Source organism: Bradyrhizobium sp. 195, assembly GCF_023101665.1.
Taxonomy (GTDB): Bacteria; Pseudomonadota; Alphaproteobacteria; order Rhizobiales; family Xanthobacteraceae; genus Bradyrhizobium.
Genome location: NZ_CP082161.1, coordinates 7,553,143 through 7,571,227 on the forward strand (window position 1 = coordinate 7,553,143; position 18,085 = coordinate 7,571,227).

General features: G+C 65.8%; 14 protein-coding genes. 7 read left to right on the forward strand and 7 right to left on the reverse strand.

Features of this window, described 5'->3' with window-relative positions; translation table 11 throughout:
- The first annotated feature begins 185 nt into the window (after nt 1-185).
- The 4 genes from IVB26_RS35220 (at nt 186) to IVB26_RS35235 (ending at nt 3,782) form a co-directional block, all read left to right on the forward strand.
- A complete protein-coding gene (locus IVB26_RS35220; protein ID WP_247969522.1) occupies nt 186-731 on the forward strand; it encodes an invasion associated locus B family protein in 546 nt (181 codons plus the stop codon).
- Between the two features lie 261 nt (nt 732-992).
- Nucleotides 993-2,420, forward strand: coding sequence for a metalloprotease TldD (gene tldD, locus IVB26_RS35225; protein ID WP_247969523.1), 1,428 nt, complete (start codon nt 993-995; stop codon nt 2,418-2,420).
- On the forward strand, nt 2,417-3,196 hold the full coding sequence (lepB, locus tag IVB26_RS35230) for a signal peptidase I (protein ID WP_247969524.1): 780 nt from the start codon (nt 2,417-2,419) through the stop codon (nt 3,194-3,196). Before tldD ends, lepB begins: the two co-directional genes overlap by 4 nt.
- Nucleotides 3,197-3,215: 19 nt before the next feature.
- Nucleotides 3,216-3,782: a nucleotidyltransferase family protein gene (locus IVB26_RS35235; protein ID WP_247969525.1), complete on the forward strand. Its 567-nt coding sequence runs from the start codon at nt 3,216-3,218 to the stop codon at nt 3,780-3,782.
- A 233-nt stretch (nt 3,783-4,015) separates the two neighbouring features.
- Here IVB26_RS35235 and IVB26_RS35240 read toward each other — a convergent pair whose 3' ends face one another.
- From IVB26_RS35240 to IVB26_RS35250, 3 genes are all read right to left on the reverse strand, one after another.
- On the reverse strand, nt 4,016-4,582 hold the full coding sequence (locus IVB26_RS35240) for a PAN domain-containing protein (protein WP_247969526.1): 567 nt from the start codon (nt 4,580-4,582) through the stop codon (nt 4,016-4,018).
- Nucleotides 4,583-4,692: 110 nt separating this feature from the next.
- Nucleotides 4,693-6,063 (reverse strand): glutamate--cysteine ligase, encoded by a 1,371-nt coding sequence (locus IVB26_RS35245; RefSeq protein WP_247969527.1) that lies wholly within the window; start codon nt 6,061-6,063, stop codon nt 4,693-4,695.
- 100 nt (nt 6,064-6,163) lie between these two features.
- Nucleotides 6,164-6,661 carry a MarR family winged helix-turn-helix transcriptional regulator gene (locus IVB26_RS35250; protein WP_246923942.1) on the reverse strand — a complete coding sequence of 166 codons (498 nt, stop codon included), beginning with the start codon at nt 6,659-6,661 and terminating at the stop codon, nt 6,164-6,166.
- Between the two features lie 126 nt (nt 6,662-6,787).
- Between IVB26_RS35250 and gstA the strand changes: the two genes are divergently transcribed.
- Entirely contained in the window at nt 6,788-7,402 is a 615-nt protein-coding gene (gene gstA / locus IVB26_RS35255; RefSeq protein ID WP_247969528.1) for a glutathione transferase GstA, read from the forward strand.
- Nucleotides 7,403-7,532: 130 nt separating this feature from the next.
- Here gstA and IVB26_RS35260 read toward each other — a convergent pair whose 3' ends face one another.
- From IVB26_RS35260 to IVB26_RS35275, 4 genes are all read right to left on the reverse strand, one after another.
- Complete coding sequence (locus IVB26_RS35260) at nt 7,533-9,746, reverse strand: FAD-dependent oxidoreductase (RefSeq protein ID WP_247969529.1); 2,214 nt, start codon at nt 9,744-9,746, stop codon at nt 7,533-7,535.
- A gap of 144 nt (nt 9,747-9,890) precedes the next feature.
- Complete coding sequence (locus IVB26_RS35265; protein WP_247969530.1) at nt 9,891-11,099, reverse strand: acetyl-CoA C-acetyltransferase; 1,209 nt, start codon at nt 11,097-11,099, stop codon at nt 9,891-9,893.
- A 72-nt stretch (nt 11,100-11,171) separates the two neighbouring features.
- On the reverse strand, nt 11,172-12,962 hold the full coding sequence (locus IVB26_RS35270) for an acyl-CoA dehydrogenase C-terminal domain-containing protein (RefSeq protein ID WP_247969531.1): 1,791 nt from the start codon (nt 12,960-12,962) through the stop codon (nt 11,172-11,174).
- Between the two features lie 84 nt (nt 12,963-13,046).
- Nucleotides 13,047-13,442 carry a nuclear transport factor 2-like protein gene (locus IVB26_RS35275; RefSeq protein ID WP_247969532.1) on the reverse strand — a complete coding sequence of 132 codons (396 nt, stop codon included), beginning with the start codon at nt 13,440-13,442 and terminating at the stop codon, nt 13,047-13,049.
- A gap of 196 nt (nt 13,443-13,638) precedes the next feature.
- On the opposite strand from IVB26_RS35275, the gene IVB26_RS35280 reads away from it, so the two are divergent.
- Complete coding sequence (locus tag IVB26_RS35280; protein WP_247969533.1) at nt 13,639-14,226, forward strand: PadR family transcriptional regulator; 588 nt, start codon at nt 13,639-13,641, stop codon at nt 14,224-14,226.
- Nucleotides 14,227-14,600: 374 nt separating this feature from the next.
- Nucleotides 14,601-18,083, forward strand: a complete 3,483-nt coding sequence (locus IVB26_RS35285) for a tetratricopeptide repeat protein (protein WP_247969534.1) — start codon at nt 14,601-14,603, stop codon at nt 18,081-18,083.
- The last annotated feature ends 2 nt before the right edge of the window (nt 18,084-18,085 follow it).

The window sequence follows — 18,085 nt, forward strand, 5'->3', positions numbered from 1 at the left end:
CGGAATTGCCCGCGGTAGGCACTGGCAGATGGCCGCGCAGGAACCTGATTCGTGCGGGCGGCGGCGGCGCGGGGCGGCGTGGAATTTGCTTGGGAATCGCCTTCAAGACGCCGTCATTCCCGTATCAGTCCGCCAGATTAGGCCGCCAAGCGCGAGCGACCCAGGCGAGCAGAGGGACCGACCCGATGGGGCTTTCGAAATCGATGGCAAGGCCGGCGACAAGGCAGCTTGACCGCCTCCCCGCGCTGGCCAGCCTGCTGGCTGCGCTCGTCCTTCTGGCGCTTCATGGCCTCGCCCATGCGCAGGGCGCGGTCCGCTCCGTCCATGGCGACTGGCAGATCCGCTGCGACACCCCGCCAGGCGCCCAGAGCGAGCAATGCGCCCTGATCCAGAGCGTGGTGGCGGAAGACCGCTCCAATGCCGGCCTGACCGTGATCGTGCTCAAGACCGCCGACCAGAAGAGCCGCCTGATGCGCGTGGTCGCGCCCCTGGGGGTCCTCTTGCCCTCCGGCCTCGGCCTCAAGCTCGACAACCAGGACGTCGGCCGCGCCGGTTTTGTCAGATGCCTGCCCAATGGCTGCGTGGCGGAGGTGGTGATGGACGACAAGCTGCTCGGCCAGCTCCGCGCCGCCAAGACCGCCACCTTCATCATCTTCGAGACCCCGGAAGAAGGCATCGGCTTCCCGCTCAGCCTGAACGGGCTCGGCGAGGGCTATGACAAGCTGCCGTAGGGGTGGCGTCCGATCGTTCGTTCTCAATCCCGTCATCCCCGCGCAATGGCGACGCCATTGTCGCTGGAGGCGACAGTTCGGCAGCACAGTCGCGCTGCCGTGCGAGCCTCGAAGGATGACGGTGATGGATTGACGCTTGCGGCACGTTTCGACAAGCGTCCCTGCCGCACCTATCGTTTCCGTAATGTGACGGCCCGCCCCCTCGCGGAACCGGCGGGAAACCATTATCTTGCCCCACATCTTCCGCTAATGGACGGACGCATGACCAACCCTGCCACGACCTCCCTGCTCGACCGCGCCAATCTCGATCGCGACCAGATTCGCAACGAGGTCGCGCGCGGGCTCGCCGGCGCCGACGACGGTGAGCTGTTCCTGGAATACAGCCAGACCGAAGCGCTGATGTTCGACAATGGGCGTCTGAAGCAGGCGACCTACGACACCTCGCAAGGCTTTGGCCTGCGCGCGGTCAAGGACGACGCGGTCGGCTACGCGCATTCCTCCGACGTGTCGCTCCCCGCGCTGATTCGCGCTGCGGACGCGGTCGCGGCCGTGCGCGGCGGCTATTCCGGCAGCTTTGCGGCCCCGCCAGCGCACACCAACGTGCGGCTTTATAGCGATGACAACCCGCTGGACGCGCCGGGCTTCGAGACAAAAGTCAAACTGCTCGCCGAGATCGACGCTTACCTGCGCGACAAGGATCCGCGGGTACGGCAGGTCAGCGTCAGCCTCGGCGCGACCTGGCAGGTGGTCGAAATCCTGCGGCCTGACGGCGAGAGCTATCGCGACATCCGCCCGCTCGTGCGCGTCAACGTCTCCGTCGTCGCCGGCCAGGGCGATCGCCAGGAGAGCGGCAGCAAGGGTTATGGCGGCCGGGCCGGCTATGCCGAATTCATCGAGAGCAAGAACTGGCGCGACGCCGCCGACGGCGCGCTGCGCGAGGCACTGGTCAATCTGGAATCGATTCCGGCGCCGGCCGGCGAGATGGATGTCGTGCTTGGCGCCGGCTGGCCCGGCGTGATGCTGCATGAAGCGGTCGGCCATGGCCTCGAGGGCGACTTCAACCGCAAGAAGACGTCTGCATTTGCCGGCCTGATGGGCCAGCAGGTCGCGGCCAAGGGCGTCACCGTGGTCGACGACGGCACCATGGCCTCGCGCCGCGGCTCGCTGTCGATCGACGACGAGGGCACGCCGACCAATCGCACCGTGCTGATCGAGGACGGCGTCCTGGTCGGCTACATGCAGGACCGTCAGAACGCGCGCCTGATGAACATGAAGCCGACCGGCAACGGCCGCCGTCAGGGCTATGCCCATGTGCCGATGCCGCGCATGACCAACACCTACATGCTCGCGGGCGACCGCGATCCGGCCGAGATCCTCGCCTCGGTGAAGAATGGCGTCTTCGCCGCGAATTTCGGCGGCGGCCAGGTCGACATCACCTCGGGCAAATACGTGTTCCAGTGCACCGAGGCCTACAAGATCGAGAACGGCAAGCTGGGCGCGCCGCTGAAGGGCGCCATGCTGATCGGCAACGGGCCGACCGACCTGCATCGCATCCGCATGATCGGCAACGACCTTGCGCTCGATACCGGCATCGGCACCTGCGGCAAGAACGGCCAGGGCGTGCCTGTCGGCGTCGGCCAGCCCTCGCTGCTGATGGAACGCATCACGGTGGGTGGAACGGGCGCATGAGCGTGGAAGAAAAGGTCACTGTCACCCCCAAGCGGAAAAGCAGCGGCTGGGGCGGGCAGCTCGTTCAGCTCGCCGGCATCGTCGCCGCCGTCTTCATCGCCAAGGGCGCGCTCGCCGAGCCGTTCTACGTGCCGTCGGGCTCGATGGAGCCCACGCTGCTGATCGGCGATGCGCTGCTCGCCTCGAAATTTCCCTATGGCTACGGCACCTCGTCGCTGCCGATTCAGATCAGCCTGCCCGAGAGCGGCCGCGTATTCGCGGAGACGCCGAAGCAGGGCGACGTCGTGGTGTTTCGCTGGCCCGGCGATCGTTCGCAAGCCTGGGTCAAGCGCGTCGTAGGTCTGCCCGGCGATCGCATCCAGATGCGGCAGGGCCAGCTCTTCATCAACGACCGGCCTGCCGAGCTCAAGCCGGACGGCGTCGGTGCGGCTGAGGACGACAATGGCGGCAGCGAGCCCGCCTACCGTTATGTCGAGAAGCTGCCGAACGGCGTCTCGCATTTGATCTTCAAGATGCGCGACAACGGGCCGCTCGACAATACACAGGAGGTGACGGTGCCGGCGGGCCATCTCTTCGTGCTCGGCGACAACCGCGACAATTCCTCCGACAGCCGCGTGCCGCTGCGGTCCGGCGGCGTCGGCCTGTTGCCGATCGACAATCTGATCGGCCGTGCGGATGCGGTGCTCGGCTCCTGGGATCTCGGCATGCGCGGCCAGCCGGTGTGGACCTGGCTGTCCGGATTCAGGCTGGCACGGTTCTTCACCGCGGTGCATTAAGTCACCTCACTGCACGACGATGAACCGTGACGAATTCCTCGCGCTCGCGCTGAGAAATCCCGTCAACGTCGCGATCGTCGATGAACTGCATCGCCTCGGGCTGCCGGATGCATGGCTGGTTTCCGGATGCCTGGTGCAGACCGTGTGGAACGTGCTCACGCGCCGCGCGATCGATCACGGCATCGCCGATTACGACGTGTTCTATTTCGATCCCGACATCTCGTGGGAGGCAGAGGATGCGGTGATCCGCAGGCTGCATGCGCGGCTCGCGCATCTCGGCGTCAAGGTCGAGATCCGCAACCAGGCCCGCGTGCATCTATGGTATCCCGCCAAGCACGGCCTGCCCTATCCGCCGCTGAGAAGCTCGCGCGAAGGCATCGATCGCTTTCTGACGCAGAACACGCAGGTCGGCGTCCGGCGCACGCACGATGGCTACGAAGTCTATGCGCCGCACGGCTTTGACGATGTCGCAGGGCTGATCGCGCGGCCGAATCCAAGCCCGAATTTTTCCGCGGCGAGTTACGCGATAAAAACCGCGCGCTGGAAAGCGCTGTGGCCGGAGCTCACCGTGATCGCCACAGAGTGAGATCTCGTAGTGTGGGCAAAGCGTAGCGTGCCCACGCGTCTGTCGCCATATCGCAAGGATCGTGGGCACGGCGCTTCGCGCCTTTGCCCACCCTACGGCACTCACGGTGATCGCCACGGAGTGAGACCTCGTAGGGTGGGCAAAGCGTAGCGTGCCCACGCGTCTGTCGCCATATCGCAAAGATCGTGGGCACGGCGCTTTGCGCCTTTGCGTTCGGGGCACGAGACCGAACGCTACCGCACCACGCCCGACGTGAACCCCGCCTTGCGGCGCGGCGGCTTGATTTCCTTTTTCAGGAAGCAGCGCGCCTCGCGCCCGGTGTAGCCGGGGCGGGCATAGGTGAAGGCGCGGCATTTGTTGTCGGCGGTGCACGCAGCCTTGCAGGCCTCGACGCCGTCCCCCTCCTTCAATTCGAAATTGCGCAAATCACCGCCGGGGCGATCGATCGACGTCTCCACGCCCTCGACCCGCGGCTCGATCACGCCGGCGCCGCGCACACCGGAGATGCAGCAACTGCCCGGCACGCGCGTCGGCACGGTGTTCTTCAGCCAGCACACCGCCGAGCCGCCTTCGACGTCGGGATAGCTGAAGCTCCAGGAGCGGCAGCGGCGATCACGCTCGCACAGCAGCGCGCAATCCTCGGGATCGCCTGAGGCGACCGGCGTGCTGAAATAGTCGCCGCCGGGCCGATCGAACGCAGTCTGGGCGTGTACGGGCACGCTCGCGCATGCGAGCGCAAGCAGCGTGACACATGCCACGACGCTGGCCATGACGGCCCCGGTCAGGCGGCCCTTCCACATCGGAACAGCTTTCGAGTTATTGACGACGCTCAGGTTTTTTCAGCCGGTCATTTGATCGCCGCAAACCTGTATGGGCGATGAACGGCTGAAATCCCGACCGGCCTACCGGCCTAGAACGCGTAGTCCGCGTAGGCTGGTTCCACCGAGCCCTTCCAGGGGCCGTTGAACTTGTCCAACATTTCCTCAGCCGGCGTCCGGCCGGAATCGATGATACGGTCGAGCGGCTCCAGATGCCGCGTTTCGTCGCGGCCGAGCTGGTCGATCCGGCCGCGCCGGCGCAGGCCCGCATGTGCCAGAACAAGGCATTCCTTGGCGATCTCGAACAGATAACGGTCCTTGATCCGCGACTTGAAGCCGAAGCGCGGCACGTCGTCGCGCAGCGCCTGGCGCTCGGGTGCGGTCCAGTGCTTCACCAGGTCCCATGCGGCATCGAGCGACACGTCGTCGTAGAGCAGCCCGGCCCAGAACGCCGACAGCGCCGGCAGCCGGCCCCACGGGCCGCCGTCGGAGCCGCGCATCTCGAGATAGCGCTTGAGGCGCACTTCCGGGAAAATCGTCGAGAGATGGTTGGCCCAATCCGACAGCGTCGGACGCTCGCCGGGAAGGTTGTTGTTGCGGCCGTCGAAGAAGGCGCGGAACGAGGAACCCGAGACGTCGATGTAATCCTCGTCGCGCTTGACGAAATACATCGGCACGTCGAGCGCGTAGTCGACATAGCGCTCAAAGCCCATGCCGTCCTCGAACGCCCACGGCATCATGCCCGCGCGCGCATTGTCGGTGTCGCGCCAGATCTCGGAGCGGAAGGAGAGGAAGCCGTTCGGCTTGCCTTCGGTGAACGGCGAATTGGCGAACAGCGCGGTCGCGACCGGCTGCAGCGCGAGCGAGACGCGCAGCTTCTTGACCATGTCCGCTTCGGAGGAGAAGTCGAGATTGGTCTGCACCGTGCAGGTCCGATACATCATGTCGAGGCCGTACTGGCCGACCTTCGGCATGTAATTGGTCATGATCTTATAGCGGCCCTTGGGCATCACCGGGATGTCGGCGCGCGACCAGGACGGCGTCATGCCAAGGCCGAGGAAGCCGATGCCGAGCGGGGTCGCGATCTCGCGCACCTGCGCCAGATGCGCCATCAACTCGCCCTGGGTCTGGTGCACGTTCTCGACCGGCGCGCCTGACAGCTCGAATTGTCCGCCGGGCTCGAGCGAGATCGCCCCGCCGCCGGTGACGTCATAGAGGCCAATGATGTTGCCCTTCTCCATGATCGGCTCCCAGCCGAGCAGGAGCTTCATGCCTTCGAGCAGCGCGCCGATGCCGCGCGCGCCTTCATAGGGCACGGGACGGTGGCCTTCGAGCGTGAACGGCGTCTTCTCGTGCTCGGTGCCCATGCGCCACTCGGACGGCGGCTTGCAGCCCGCCTCGAACCACGCGACGAGCTCTTCGCGCGATTGCAGCGGCGTCATGTCGATCTGGTCTCGCGCCATATCAAACTCTAATCAAAAGGGCGCTTCGATCGAAGGCGCGCGGGTGGCGGGGATCGTCCGCGAACCACCGGGGGCGCGGACGTGCTGGTTTGCCGCGCGGTCATCGCGACGGCGTGCTTTCGTTGACGTTGGCGACGGGCGGCAGTTTCATCTCGCCGCACGAGCAGCCCAGGCGGTCGAGCAGACCGCTGAGCTTGACGGCATCGGCATCGGACAGTTTCGAACCGACATATTTCTCGATCGCAGCCGAATAGGCGCTCCACATCCGCTTCTGCAACTCGCGGCCGGCTTCCGTGATCTCGACGAACTGGCCGCGCTTGTCGATCTTGCACTCGCGCCGCGAGGCGAGGCCCTCGTCGACCAGGCGGTCGATCAGGCGCGAGGTGGAATATTGCGGGATCAGCATCTGCCGCTCGAGCTCGACCGGCCGCAGCTCGCCCGACGGCGCCCGCGACAATTCGAGCAGCGCGTCGTACCATGCCAGCGGCGGGAACCCCGCCTTCTTCAAATCCTGCTCGACGCAATCGAGCACGCGGCTCTGCACCCGCATCAGGCGGATCCAGGCGGAAGTCGCCTCGGTCGATGGTTTGCGTTTCATGGTCCCGCTCAAGCTCGTCGCCCGTCTCTTACCTCATTTGATGCAGCTGCATCAATCTTGACTATTCCAAGCAGGTGCATGTAATCGCTGTTTCGGCCGAACCAAGCTTCAAGAGAAGGAAATTCCATGAAACTGTATTATTCGCCCGGTGCCTGCTCGCTGTCCCCCCACATCGCGCTCCTGGAAGCCGGCCTGCCCTATGAATTGGTCAAGGTCGATATCCGGGCCAAGAAGCTCGAAAATGGTGAGGATTATCTGAAGCTGAACCCCAAGGGCCAGGTCCCTGCGCTGGGCCTCGACAGCGGCGAGATCGTGACCGAAGGCCCGGTGATTGTCCAGATGATCGCCGATCAGGCATCGGCTAAGGCGCTGGCGCCGGCCCACGGCAGTTCCGAGCGCTACAAGCTGCTGGAGTGGCTGAATTTCCTCACGTCCGAGGTGCACAAGAACTTTGGGCCGATGTTCGCGCCGGCCCTGAACGACGAGGCCAAGGCCTTCTTCAGGGACCGCGTCATGGGCAAGCTGACATATATCGACGGCCAGCTCGCCGGCCGCGACTACCTCATGGGCCAGCAGTTCACGGTGGCCGACGGCTATCTGTTCACGATGCTGACCTGGGCCGACCGGATGAAGTTCGACCTCTCGGCGATGCCGAACCTTGCTGCCTACAAGGCCCGCGTCGCGGCCCGGCCGCAGGTGCAGGAAGCGCTAGAGAAGGAAGGGCTCGCGCAGGCGAAGTGATTATTCTTCGTCGTTCCGGGGCGCCGCGACGCGGCGAACCCGGAACCTCGCAGTTGTTGCACGACCGGGCGAAGCCGATCGAGATTCCGGATCAGTCCGCGTTGCGGACTGTCCGGAATGACGAGTTGCGTCAGGCCGCCGCCTTCTTCGGCGCGAAGCGGCCGTAGAAGGTCTCGCCCTTTGCCGCCATCTCCTCCAGCAGCTTCGGCGGCGTGAAGCGCGAGCCGTACTTCGCCTCCAGCTTGTGGCAGAGCTCGACGAACTTCTTGGTGCCCATGAAGTCGATGTAGGACAGCGTGCCGCCGGTGAACGGCGCGAAGCCGAAGCCGAGGATGGAGCCGACATCCGCCTCGCGCGGATCGGTGATGACGTGGTCCTCGACCGTGCGCGCGGCTTCCACCGCCTGCACCACCAGGAAGCGTTGCTTCAGCTCCTCGACGTCGAGCGTATCAGGATCGAGCTGCTTCGGCTGTAAAGCCGAGAGACCCGGCCACAGGCTCTTCTGGCCCTTGCCCTTCTCGGGATAGTCGTAGAAGCCCTTGCTGTTCTTGCGCCCCAGGCGGCCCTGCTTCTCGACCATCTCCACCATCAGCTTCTTCTGATCGGGGTTGATGGCGTTGGGGCCGAGATCGGCTTCCGTCGCCTTCATGATCTTGAGGCCGAGGTCGAGCGCCACTTCATCCGAGAGCGAGAGCGGGCCGACCGGCATGCCGGCCATCTTGGCGCAGTTCTCGATCATCGCCGGCGGGATGCCTTCGAGGAACATCTCGTTGCCCTCGGCGACGTAGCGGCCGACGCAGCGATTGGCGAAGAAGCCTCTGGAGTCGTTGACGACGATCGGCGTCTTGCCGATCTGCCGGACGTAGTCGAGCGCGGTCGCGAGCGCGACGTCGCCGGTGTTCTTGCCCTTGATGATCTCGACCAGCATCATCTTCTCGACCGGCGAGAAGAAGTGAATGCCGACGAACTTGCCCTGATCCTTGAAGCTCTCGGCCAGCGAAGTGATCGGCAGCGTCGAGGTGTTGGACGCGAAGATCACGTCCGGCTTCAGATATTGCTGCGCCTTGGCAAAGGTCTCGGCCTTGACCTTGCGGTCCTCGAACACGGCCTCGATGACGAGATCGACGTCCTTCAGCGCGGCATAGTCCGCCGTCGGGGTGATGCGCGCGAGCAGCGCTTCGGCATCCGCGGGCTTGGCGCGGCCCTTCTTGATCTGATCCTCGATCACCTTCTGCGCATGCGCCTTGCCCTTGTCGGCGCTCTCCTGGTCGCGGTCGATCAGGACGACGTCGAGACCGGCACGGGCCGAGACGTAGCCGACGCTCGCGCCCATGAAGCCGGCGCCGATCACTGCGATCTTCTTCGCTTTGGTCGGCGGCACGTCCTTCGGGCGGCGCGCGCCCTTGTTGAGCTCCTGCATCGACAGGAACAGGCTGCGGATCATCGCAGCGGCTTCCTTCGAGCGCAGCACCGAGGTGAAGTAGCGCGACTCCACGCGAAGCGCGGCGTCGATCGGCAGCTGCAGGCCTTCATAGACGCAGCTCATGATCGCGCGCGCGGCCGGATAATTGTCGTAGGTCTCGCGGCGATAGATCGCGTTGCCGGCCGGGAACATCATCATGCCGGCCTTGGAGAACACCGGGCCGCCGGGCAGCTTGAAGCCCTTCTCGTCCCAGGGCGCGACCGCCTTGCCGCCGCCCTTGATCCAATCCTTCGCGGCCTTGATGAGATCAGCGGCCGGCACGATGGCGTGGATCAGGTTCAGCGCCTTGGCCTTGTCGACGGTGACCGGATCGCCCTTGAGCAGGATCGTCATCGCGTCCTGCGGCGGCACCAGGCGCGGCACGCGCTGCGTGCCGCCGGCGCCGGGGAACAGACCGACCTTGACCTCGGGCAGGCCGAGGCGGGTCTTGGGATTCTCCGCGGCGACACGATAGTGACAGCACAGCGTGATCTCGAAACCGCCGCCGAGCGCAAGGCCGTTGATCGCGGCCGCCCACGGCTTGCCTGACGTTTCGATCGAACGCAGCACCTGCGAGAAGCGCCGGCTCTGGTCGAACAGCATCTGGTTCGCGGCCGTCTCGCCCTGCTCCCCAAAGACTTTCGCATAGGCCTGGTTCATGCCTTCGAGCATCGACAGATCGGCCCCGGCGCAGAAGGCTTCCTTGGCGGAGGTAATGACGACACCCTTCACCGCGGCATCCGCCGTGGTCGCCTTGACGATCGCGTCGAGCTCGCTGGTCGAGGTCTCGTCGAGCACGTTCATCGAACGGCCCGGGATGTCCCAGGTAACGAGCGCGATGCCGTCTGCGTCGGTCTCAACCCTGAAGTTCTTGTACGACATGTTGGTTGCTCCTCGGTGCCGCAGCCGATGCCAGGCGCGGCGGTTGATCTGGATTTCGTAGGGGGGATTAGCCGAAGGCGTAATCCACCAGTCCACGGCGAAAGAAGTGGTGGGTTACGCCTTCGGCTAACCCACCCTACGGACCTACACCCGCTCGATGATGGTCGCGGTGCCCATGCCACCGCCGATGCACAGCGTGACGAGAGCGGTGGACTTGTTGGTGCGCTCGAGCTCGTCGAGCACGGTGCCGAGGATCATCGCACCGGTGGCACCAAGCGGATGGCCGAGCGCGATCGCGCCGCCATTGACGTTGATCTTGGCGTTGTCGATGTCGAAGGCCTGGATGTAGCGCAGCACGACCGAGGCGAAGGCCTCGTTGAGCTCGAACAGGTCGATGTCCGACTTCTTCATGCCGGAACGTGCGAACAGCTTCTCGGTGACGTCGACCGGACCGGTCAGCATCATCGCCGGCTCGGAGCCGACATTGGCAAAGGCGCGGATCTTTGCTCGCGGCTTCAAGCCGTATTTCGCAGCCGCCTCCTTGCTGCCGAGCAGCACGGCGCCGGCGCCATCGACGATGCCCGACGAGTTGCCGGCATGGTGCACGTAATTGACGCGCTCGATCTCGGGGTGCGACTGCAATGCGACACCGTCAAAGCCGCCCATCTGCGCCATCATCGTGAATGACGGCTGCAGCTGCGCCAGCGACTGCATCGTCGTCGAGGGACGCATGTGCTCGTCCTTGACGAGGATGGTGAGGCCGTTGATGTCCTTCACCGGCACGATCGACTTGTCGAAACGGCCTTCCTCCCAGGACTTCGCCGCACGCTGCTGGCTCTGCACCGCGTAAGCATCGACGTCATCGCGCGAGAAGCCGTACTTGGTCGCGATCAGGTCGGCCGACACGCCCTGCGGCATGAAATAGGCCGGCACCGCCATCGAGGGGTCCATCGGCCAGGCGCCGCCGGAGGCGCCGATGCCGACGCGGCTCATGGATTCGGCGCCGCCGCCGATCACCAGCTCATGCTGGCCGCTCATCACCTGCGCGGCGGCAAAGTTCACGGCATCGAGGCCGGAGGCGCAGAAGCGGCTGATCTGCACACCGGGAACGGCTTCGCCGAGACCGGCTTTCAGCGCGGCGAAGCGCGCGATGTCGGAGCCGGCCTCGCCGACCGGATCGACCACGCCGAGCACGACGTCGTCGACGGAATCCTCAGGGAGGTTGTTGCGATCCTTCAGCGCCTTCAGCGGCACGGTCGCGAGCGCGAGCGCCGTGACTTCGTGCAGTGCGCCGTCGGCCTTGCCGCGGCCACGCGGGGTTCGGACGTGATCGTAGATATAGGCATCTGCCATGGGAGCCTCCTGATTGCAGTTATTGTCGCGGCGACCGCTGCGCGGTCGCGATCTCCAGTGAAGCGGAAAGCCTCAGAACGCTTCCGCCGGCAATTCCATGATGGTGGCGCAGCCGGCCTGGATGCGCGCGAGATTGGCGGCGGTCTCCGGCAGCATCCGCTCCATGAAGAAACGGCCGGTGACGAGCTTGGTCGAGAGATAGGGCGTCGCCCCGCTCTCGGCAATCTTGGCATTCGTCACCTTCGCCATCTTCGCCCACATGTAGCCCAGCGCGACAAAGCCGAAGAGGTGCAGGTAATCGGTTGCGGCGGCGCCGGCATTATCAGGCTTCGCCATCGCGTTCTGCATCAGCCAGGTCGTGGCCTGCTGGAGATGGCCGAGTGAAGCCGAAAGCGGGGTGATGAAGGGCTTCAGCGCCTCGTCGCCGCCGTTCTCCTTGGCGAAGGCCATGACCTCGCCGAAGAACGCCATGATGGCGCGGCCGCCGTCGCGCGGCAGCTTGCGGCCGACGAGGTCCAGCGCCTGGATGCCGTTGGCCCCTTCATAGATCATCGCGATGCGCGCATCGCGCACGAACTGCTCCATGCCCTGTTCGGCAATATAGCCGTGGCCGCCATACATCTGCTGCGCCTGCACCGCGTTGGCAAAGCCGTAGTCGGTGAGGAAGCCCTTCAGCACTGGGGTCATCAGGCCCATGTGATCGTCGGCGGCCTGACGGTCCTTCGGATCCTCGGAGCGATGAGCGACGTCGCTCTTCAGCGCGGTCCACATCACGAAGGCACGCGCGGCCTCGTTGAAGGCGCGGATCGAGAGCAGCGTGCGGCGCACGTCGGGATGCACGATGATCGGGTCGGCCTGCTTGTCCGGCGCCTTGGCGCCGGTGAGCGCGCGGCCCTGGATGCGCTCGCGGGCGTAGGCGACTGCGTTCTGATAGGCGACCTCGGACTGCGCGAGGCCCTGCACGGCGACGCCGAGCCTGGCCTCGTTCATCATCACGAACATGCCCTGCATGCCCTTGTTCTCTTCGCCGATCAGCCAGCCGGTGGCGTTGTCGTAGTTCATCACGCAGGTGGAATTGCCGTGGATGCCCATCTTGTGCTCGATCGAGCCGCAGACGACGCCGTTGCGCGCGCCCACCGAACCGTCCGCGTTCACCAGGAACTTCGGCACCACAAACAGCGACACGCCCTTGATGCCGGCCGGCGCGCCCTCGATGCGGGCGAGCACGAGGTGGATGATGTTGGGGGCAAGATCATGCTCACCGGCCGAGATGAAGATCTTGGTGCCCGTGATCTTGAAGCTGCCGTCGGCCTGGCGCACCGCCTTGGTGCGCAGCATGCCGAGATCGGTGCCGCAATGCGGCTCGGTCAGGTTCATGGTGCCGGTCCATTCGCCCGCCACCATCTTCGGCACGTAGGTCTGCTTCTGCTCGGGCGAGCCATGAACGATCAGCGCGGCGGTCGCGCCCATGGTGAGGCCGCCATACATCGAGAACGCCATGTTGGCGGAGATCTGGAATTCATTGACGGCCTGGCTCAGCGTCACCGGCAGCCCCTGGCCGCCGAACTCGGTCGGCGCCGACAGACCGAGCCAGCCGCCCTCGGCGACTTGCTTGAAGGCGTCCTTGAAACCCTTCGGCGTGGTGACGCTGCCGTCATCGGCACGCTTGCAGCCTTCGAGATCGCCGACGCGGTTGAGCGGCTGCAGCACCTCTTCCGCGAGCTTGGCGGCTTCGCCGAGGATGGCTTCGCGCACATCGCTCGATGCATCGGAGAAGCCGGCGAGATTGTCGTAGCGGTCGATCTGGAAGACGTCGTTGAGCAGGAAGTTTACGTCTTCGACGGGGGCTTTGTAGATCGGCATGGTGGTCTCCCGGCATGGGGCTTGAAGTGATGAGGCGCAGCCTTTGCCCGCGAGCTTAGCGGGTTCGGCAACCTCAGGGCAGGGTCATGATTGGGCGGCAAGCTGCTCCGCCATCAGGCGGTGCAGCATGTTGATCGCCTTGAGTGGACGCACCATCACCTTGAAATGGGTGATGCGTCCCTCGGCATCGAAGCTGATGATGTCGACGCCGTTGATCTCGATGCCGTCGATGACATTCTTGAATTCGAGCACCGCACCAGTGTCACTGCGCCATTCACCGACGTAGGTGAAGCCGGGGCCGCCGAGCACCTTCTCGGCGCTGGAGAGGTATTTGAAGGTGATGTCGCGGCCACGCTGCGGCGAATGCACGACCGGGCTTTCGAACACGGCATCGGGGTGCAGCAGATCCCAGAGCGCGGCGCGGGCTTGAGCGCGGTCATGGGACTTCATGTAGGCGTACCAGGAATCGAGGCCGGTCATTCTCAGGTGCCTCCCTAGGGCAAGGGCAAAAAGTGCGAAAACAACCCCATGCACAGTAGCGAGGAGGTTGATTTCGCTGGATTTTTCAGTCGGACCTGTGACCGGCCCGCAAGCTGCCCCATATGCACATTGACGCATATGCGCCGATACGCATAAAGTCAAGCTGGTTGGTTAGGATCGAAGAAGGAGGCCGACCATGGCGCTGGGCGACGCAATCCTCGCATGCCTGACGGAACGTCCGATGACGGGTTACGAGCTCGCCAAGACATTCGATTCCTCGATCGGCTTCTTCTGGAAGGCCGACCACCAGCAGATCTACCGCGAGCTCTCCAAGCTGCGCGACCGCGGCCACATCCAGGGCCGGGAGGTCGTGCAATCAGGCAAGCCCAACAAGCTGGTTTATACGCTGACGCCCGAGGGTAGAACAGCGCTGCGGCACTGGGCCGCGCGGCCAAGCACGCCAGCCTCGACCAAGGATGACCTCCTGGTCCGCCTCCACGCCCTCGACAGCATCGACATCGAGCCGCTGCGCACCGACCTGATGGCCCGCCTGGAGCACCACCGCGACCGCCACGCCAATTACGAGCGCATCCTGAAGAAGCGTTTCCCGGACGGAACGGCGGAAGGTAGGCTCGACCTCGGCAACCTGCTCCTGCTCCGCTTAGGGGCCCGGCACGAGCAGATGGTGGCCGACTTCTGCGAAGAGACATTGGAGGCGCTCTCGGCGATGAGCGGCAAGGCCAGCGTGGTGCCGCTGGAGGAAGGGAAGCGCGAGAAGGGTTAGGGCCGCCGCGACAGGAGATGCCACCACCTCCTCCGGTGTCATGCCCCGCGAAGGCGGGGCATCCAGTACTCCGAGGCAGCGCGGCTGGAGTCGAGCCGCTGCAGCGTACTGGATCGCCCGCCTTCGCGGGCGATGACAGCGGAGTGTGTGGCGACTGCAAGCCGCGGCGACGTAGTCCCGGGTGCCCCACCCGGTTCCCCCGCCCAACTTTAAGACACCGGCGACGCGTTCCTTAACTCGTTATTTACCGTAACGGACAAAAGTCGGTTTTCGAGGCAGACGACCTGCGCAAAATTCGGTTGTGTTTGCAACTGGCGCGCGTGGGGAGGCTGGAGGCGCCGGGTGGGGCGCCGGAGTCGGGACCGGACAGAGTCATGAATTCGCGCGTATCGTGGAGTGTTGAGGGCATCGACCCATCCGTCCGGGAGCGGGCCGAAGCTGCTGCGCGCAGAGCCGGCATGTCACTCAACGATTGGCTGAACTCCACGCTCGGTGAAACTGCGCCACCGAACTTTCGCGCACCTTACGACCAGCGTCAGCAAGCGCCCCACGCTCCGAGCCAGGCACCGAGTCAGGAGAGCCGCGAAGTCGCTGACATCCATCAGCGGCTCGACGCGATCACCCAGCAGATCGAACGGATCTCGAAGCCCGCGCAGCGCCCAGACGCTTCGCGACAGGATTCGTCACGGTCAGATGCCTCGCGCGAGCAGGGCGTCGCGCGCCAGCTCAACGATGCGATCTCGCGGCTCGACGCGCGACTGTCGCAGATCTCGAAGCCGCAGCAGCCTCAGGCGCCGCGGCCGGCACCCTCACCTGCACCGTCTCCGGTCGAGACGCGACAGCGCCAGGCCGATATGGTCGAGCGCGCGGCAGCGCAGGTCTATCGCAACGCCCCTCCCCTGAGCCCCGCTTCGTTCGACGTCGCCGTCGCCGAAATCACCGCGCGGCAGAGCGAGCTCGACGGCTTTACGCCGCGGCAGATGCCGCCGCGTGCCGCGCCCTCCATTGCGCCCAATGCGGCTCCCTTCGCGCCCCCCATGACACCAATGGCGGCGCCGCCCGCGCCTGCCTATGGTCCGCCGCCACCACAAGCAGGGCCTGATTTCTCATCGCTCGAGCGCCATCTGCTCAAGATCACGAGCCAGATCGAGTCGCTCCAGCGCCCTGACAATACCGAGCAGGCGATCAACGCCTTCCGCAGCGAGCTTGCCGAGATCCGCACCGCCATCACCGAAGCGATGCCGCGCCGCGCGATCGAATCGATCGAGAACGAGATCCGCTCGCTGCATCGGCGCATCGACGAGACGCGCTCCAACGGCACCGACGGCCAGGTGCTGTCGGGCATCGAGCACGCGCTGTCCGACATCAAGCAGGTGCTGCGCACGCTGACGCCGGCCGAGCAGCTCACCGGCTATGACGAGGCGATCCGCAATCTCGGCGCCAAGCTCGATCTGATCCTGCGCGCCAATGACGATCCCTCGACGGTGCATCAGCTCGAAAGCGCGATCTCGGCGCTGCGCGGCATCGTCTCCAACGTCGCGTCCAACGAAGCCCTGGCACGCCTGTCCGAAGACGTGCAGCTGCTGTCGTCCAAGGTCGACCAGGTCACCCGCGCCTCCGGCCAGGGCGACAGCTTTGCAGTGCTGGAGCAGCGCATTGCGGCGCTCACCGCGGCGCTGGAAACCCGCGAGCGGCCCCAGCCATCCGAAAGCACCGAGCATCTCGAATCCGCCATCCGCGCGCTGTCGGACCGCTTCGACCGCATGCAGGTCGGCAACGATTCGGCCTCGACCTTCGCGCATCTCGAGCAGCGTGTCTCGTATTTGCTGGAGCGGATCGAAGCCGCCTCCGACCCGCGCAACGGCAATTTGAGCCGCGTCGAGGACGGGCTGCACGACATTCTGCGGCACCTGGAGCGGCAGCAGGCGACTTACTCCGCGCTGGCGGAGAGCCGCAGCTCGGCGCCGCCGGCCGATTCCGGAATGGTCGATCTCGTCAAGCGCGAGCTGTCCGACATCCGCTTCAGCCAGGCCGAGACCAACCGCAGCACCCAGGACTCGCTCGACGCCGTCCATAGCGCTCTGGGCCATGTCGTCGATCGCCTCTCCATGATCGAGGGTGATCTGCGCGCGGTGCGCACCGCGCCGCCGGCCGCTGCGCCGCAGCCGATGCCCATGCCGATGGCCGCTCCCATTGATGCTTCCATGGAGCCCGCGCCGGTCGCGCGTGAGCCGCGGCCGCAGGCACAGCAGCCGAAATACGATCCCAAGCCCGAGCTTCCGAATCCCGCCGCGCAGCAACAGGCACAAGCCGCCTTCGCCGCCGCGCCGCGCGAATTCCATGCCGCTGCCCCCGCCGCGCCGCCGCCGGTGCCGGCGCCGATGGCGGCGCAAGTCGCACCACCCTTGCCGCCGCGCGCGATCAGCGAGATCCTGGAGCCGCACACGGCGCCAGCGCGCGCCGCGCTCGCGCCGGAATTGCCGCCGGATCATCCGCTCGAGCCGGGCACACGGCCGGGCGGACGCGCCGCCACGCCGTCGGAGCGCATCGCCGCCTCCGAGAGCGCGATCAGCGGCATTCCCGCTGCTGCGAAGGAGCCGGTCTCGTCGTCGAGCTTCATCGCGGCCGCCCGCCGCGCCGCCCAGGCCGCCGCCACGCAGCCGGAAAAGCCGGCTCGCGGTGCCAAGGCCGGTGCCGATCGCACCAAGGACAAGGGCAAGGACGGCGGCTCGACCATCACCTCGAAGATTCGCTCGCTGCTGGTCGGCGCGAGCGTGGTCGTGATCGTGCTCGGCACCTTCAAGATGGCGATGAATCTGCTCGAAGGCAGCAGCGCGCCGCCGGCGCCGCAGGCCATGGAGAATACGTCCAGCCAGCCCGCGCCGCAGGCGCCGCCGCCGGTGATCGAGAACAAGCCCGCCACGCCCGAGCAGGTCACGCCATCGATGACCTCGCCGACGCCGATCGGACGGCAATCCCAGAACAATTCCGCGCCGGCCGCTCCTGCGGCCAACTCGGCTTCGGTTGAAATTCCGACGGCGCCTGCCACGACGGCGCCCGCACCTGCGACCAACAGCGACGTTACCGGTGCGCTGTCGGGCACGAGCCGCGTCAAGCTCGGTCTCATCCAGGTGCCGCCGAGCGAAAAGCTGCCTGACGGCATCGGCGGCCCGGGCTTGCGCACCGCCGCGATGAAGGGCGATGCGACCGCGGCCTACGAGATCGGCTTGCGCTTTGCCGAGGGCAAGGGTGTTGCGACGAATTACGACGAAGCCGCGAAATGGTATGACCGCGCGGCGCAGGCCGGCGTCGTGCCCGCGACCTTCCGCCTCGGCACGCTCTACGAAAAGGGCTTGGGGGTGAAGAAGGACGCCGACATCGCCCGCCGCTACTACACCCAGGCCGCCGAGCGCGGCAACGCCAAGGCGATGCACAATCTCGCCGTGCTCGACGCCGACGGCGGCGGACGCGGCGCCAACTACAAGAGCGCGGCGCAGTGGTTCCGGAAAGCGGCCGATCGCGGCGTCGCCGACAGCCAGTTCAACCTCGGCATCCTCTATGCCCGCGGCATCGGCGTCGAGCAGAACCTTGCCGAGTCCTACAAATGGTTCAGCCTGGCAGCCGCTCAGGGCGATGCGGATGCGTCCGGCAAGCGCGACGACGTCGCCAAACGTCTCGACCCGCAATCGCTCGCCGCCGCCAAGCTCGCGATCCAGACCTTCAGCGCCGAACCGCAGCCGGATGATGCAGTCAACGTTCCGGCCCCGAACGGCGGCTGGGACAGCGCGCCGCAGGCGAATGCAAAGCCCGCTCCGAAGGCGGTAGCAACAAAGCGCTCGGCCTCGGCGGCGCACTGATC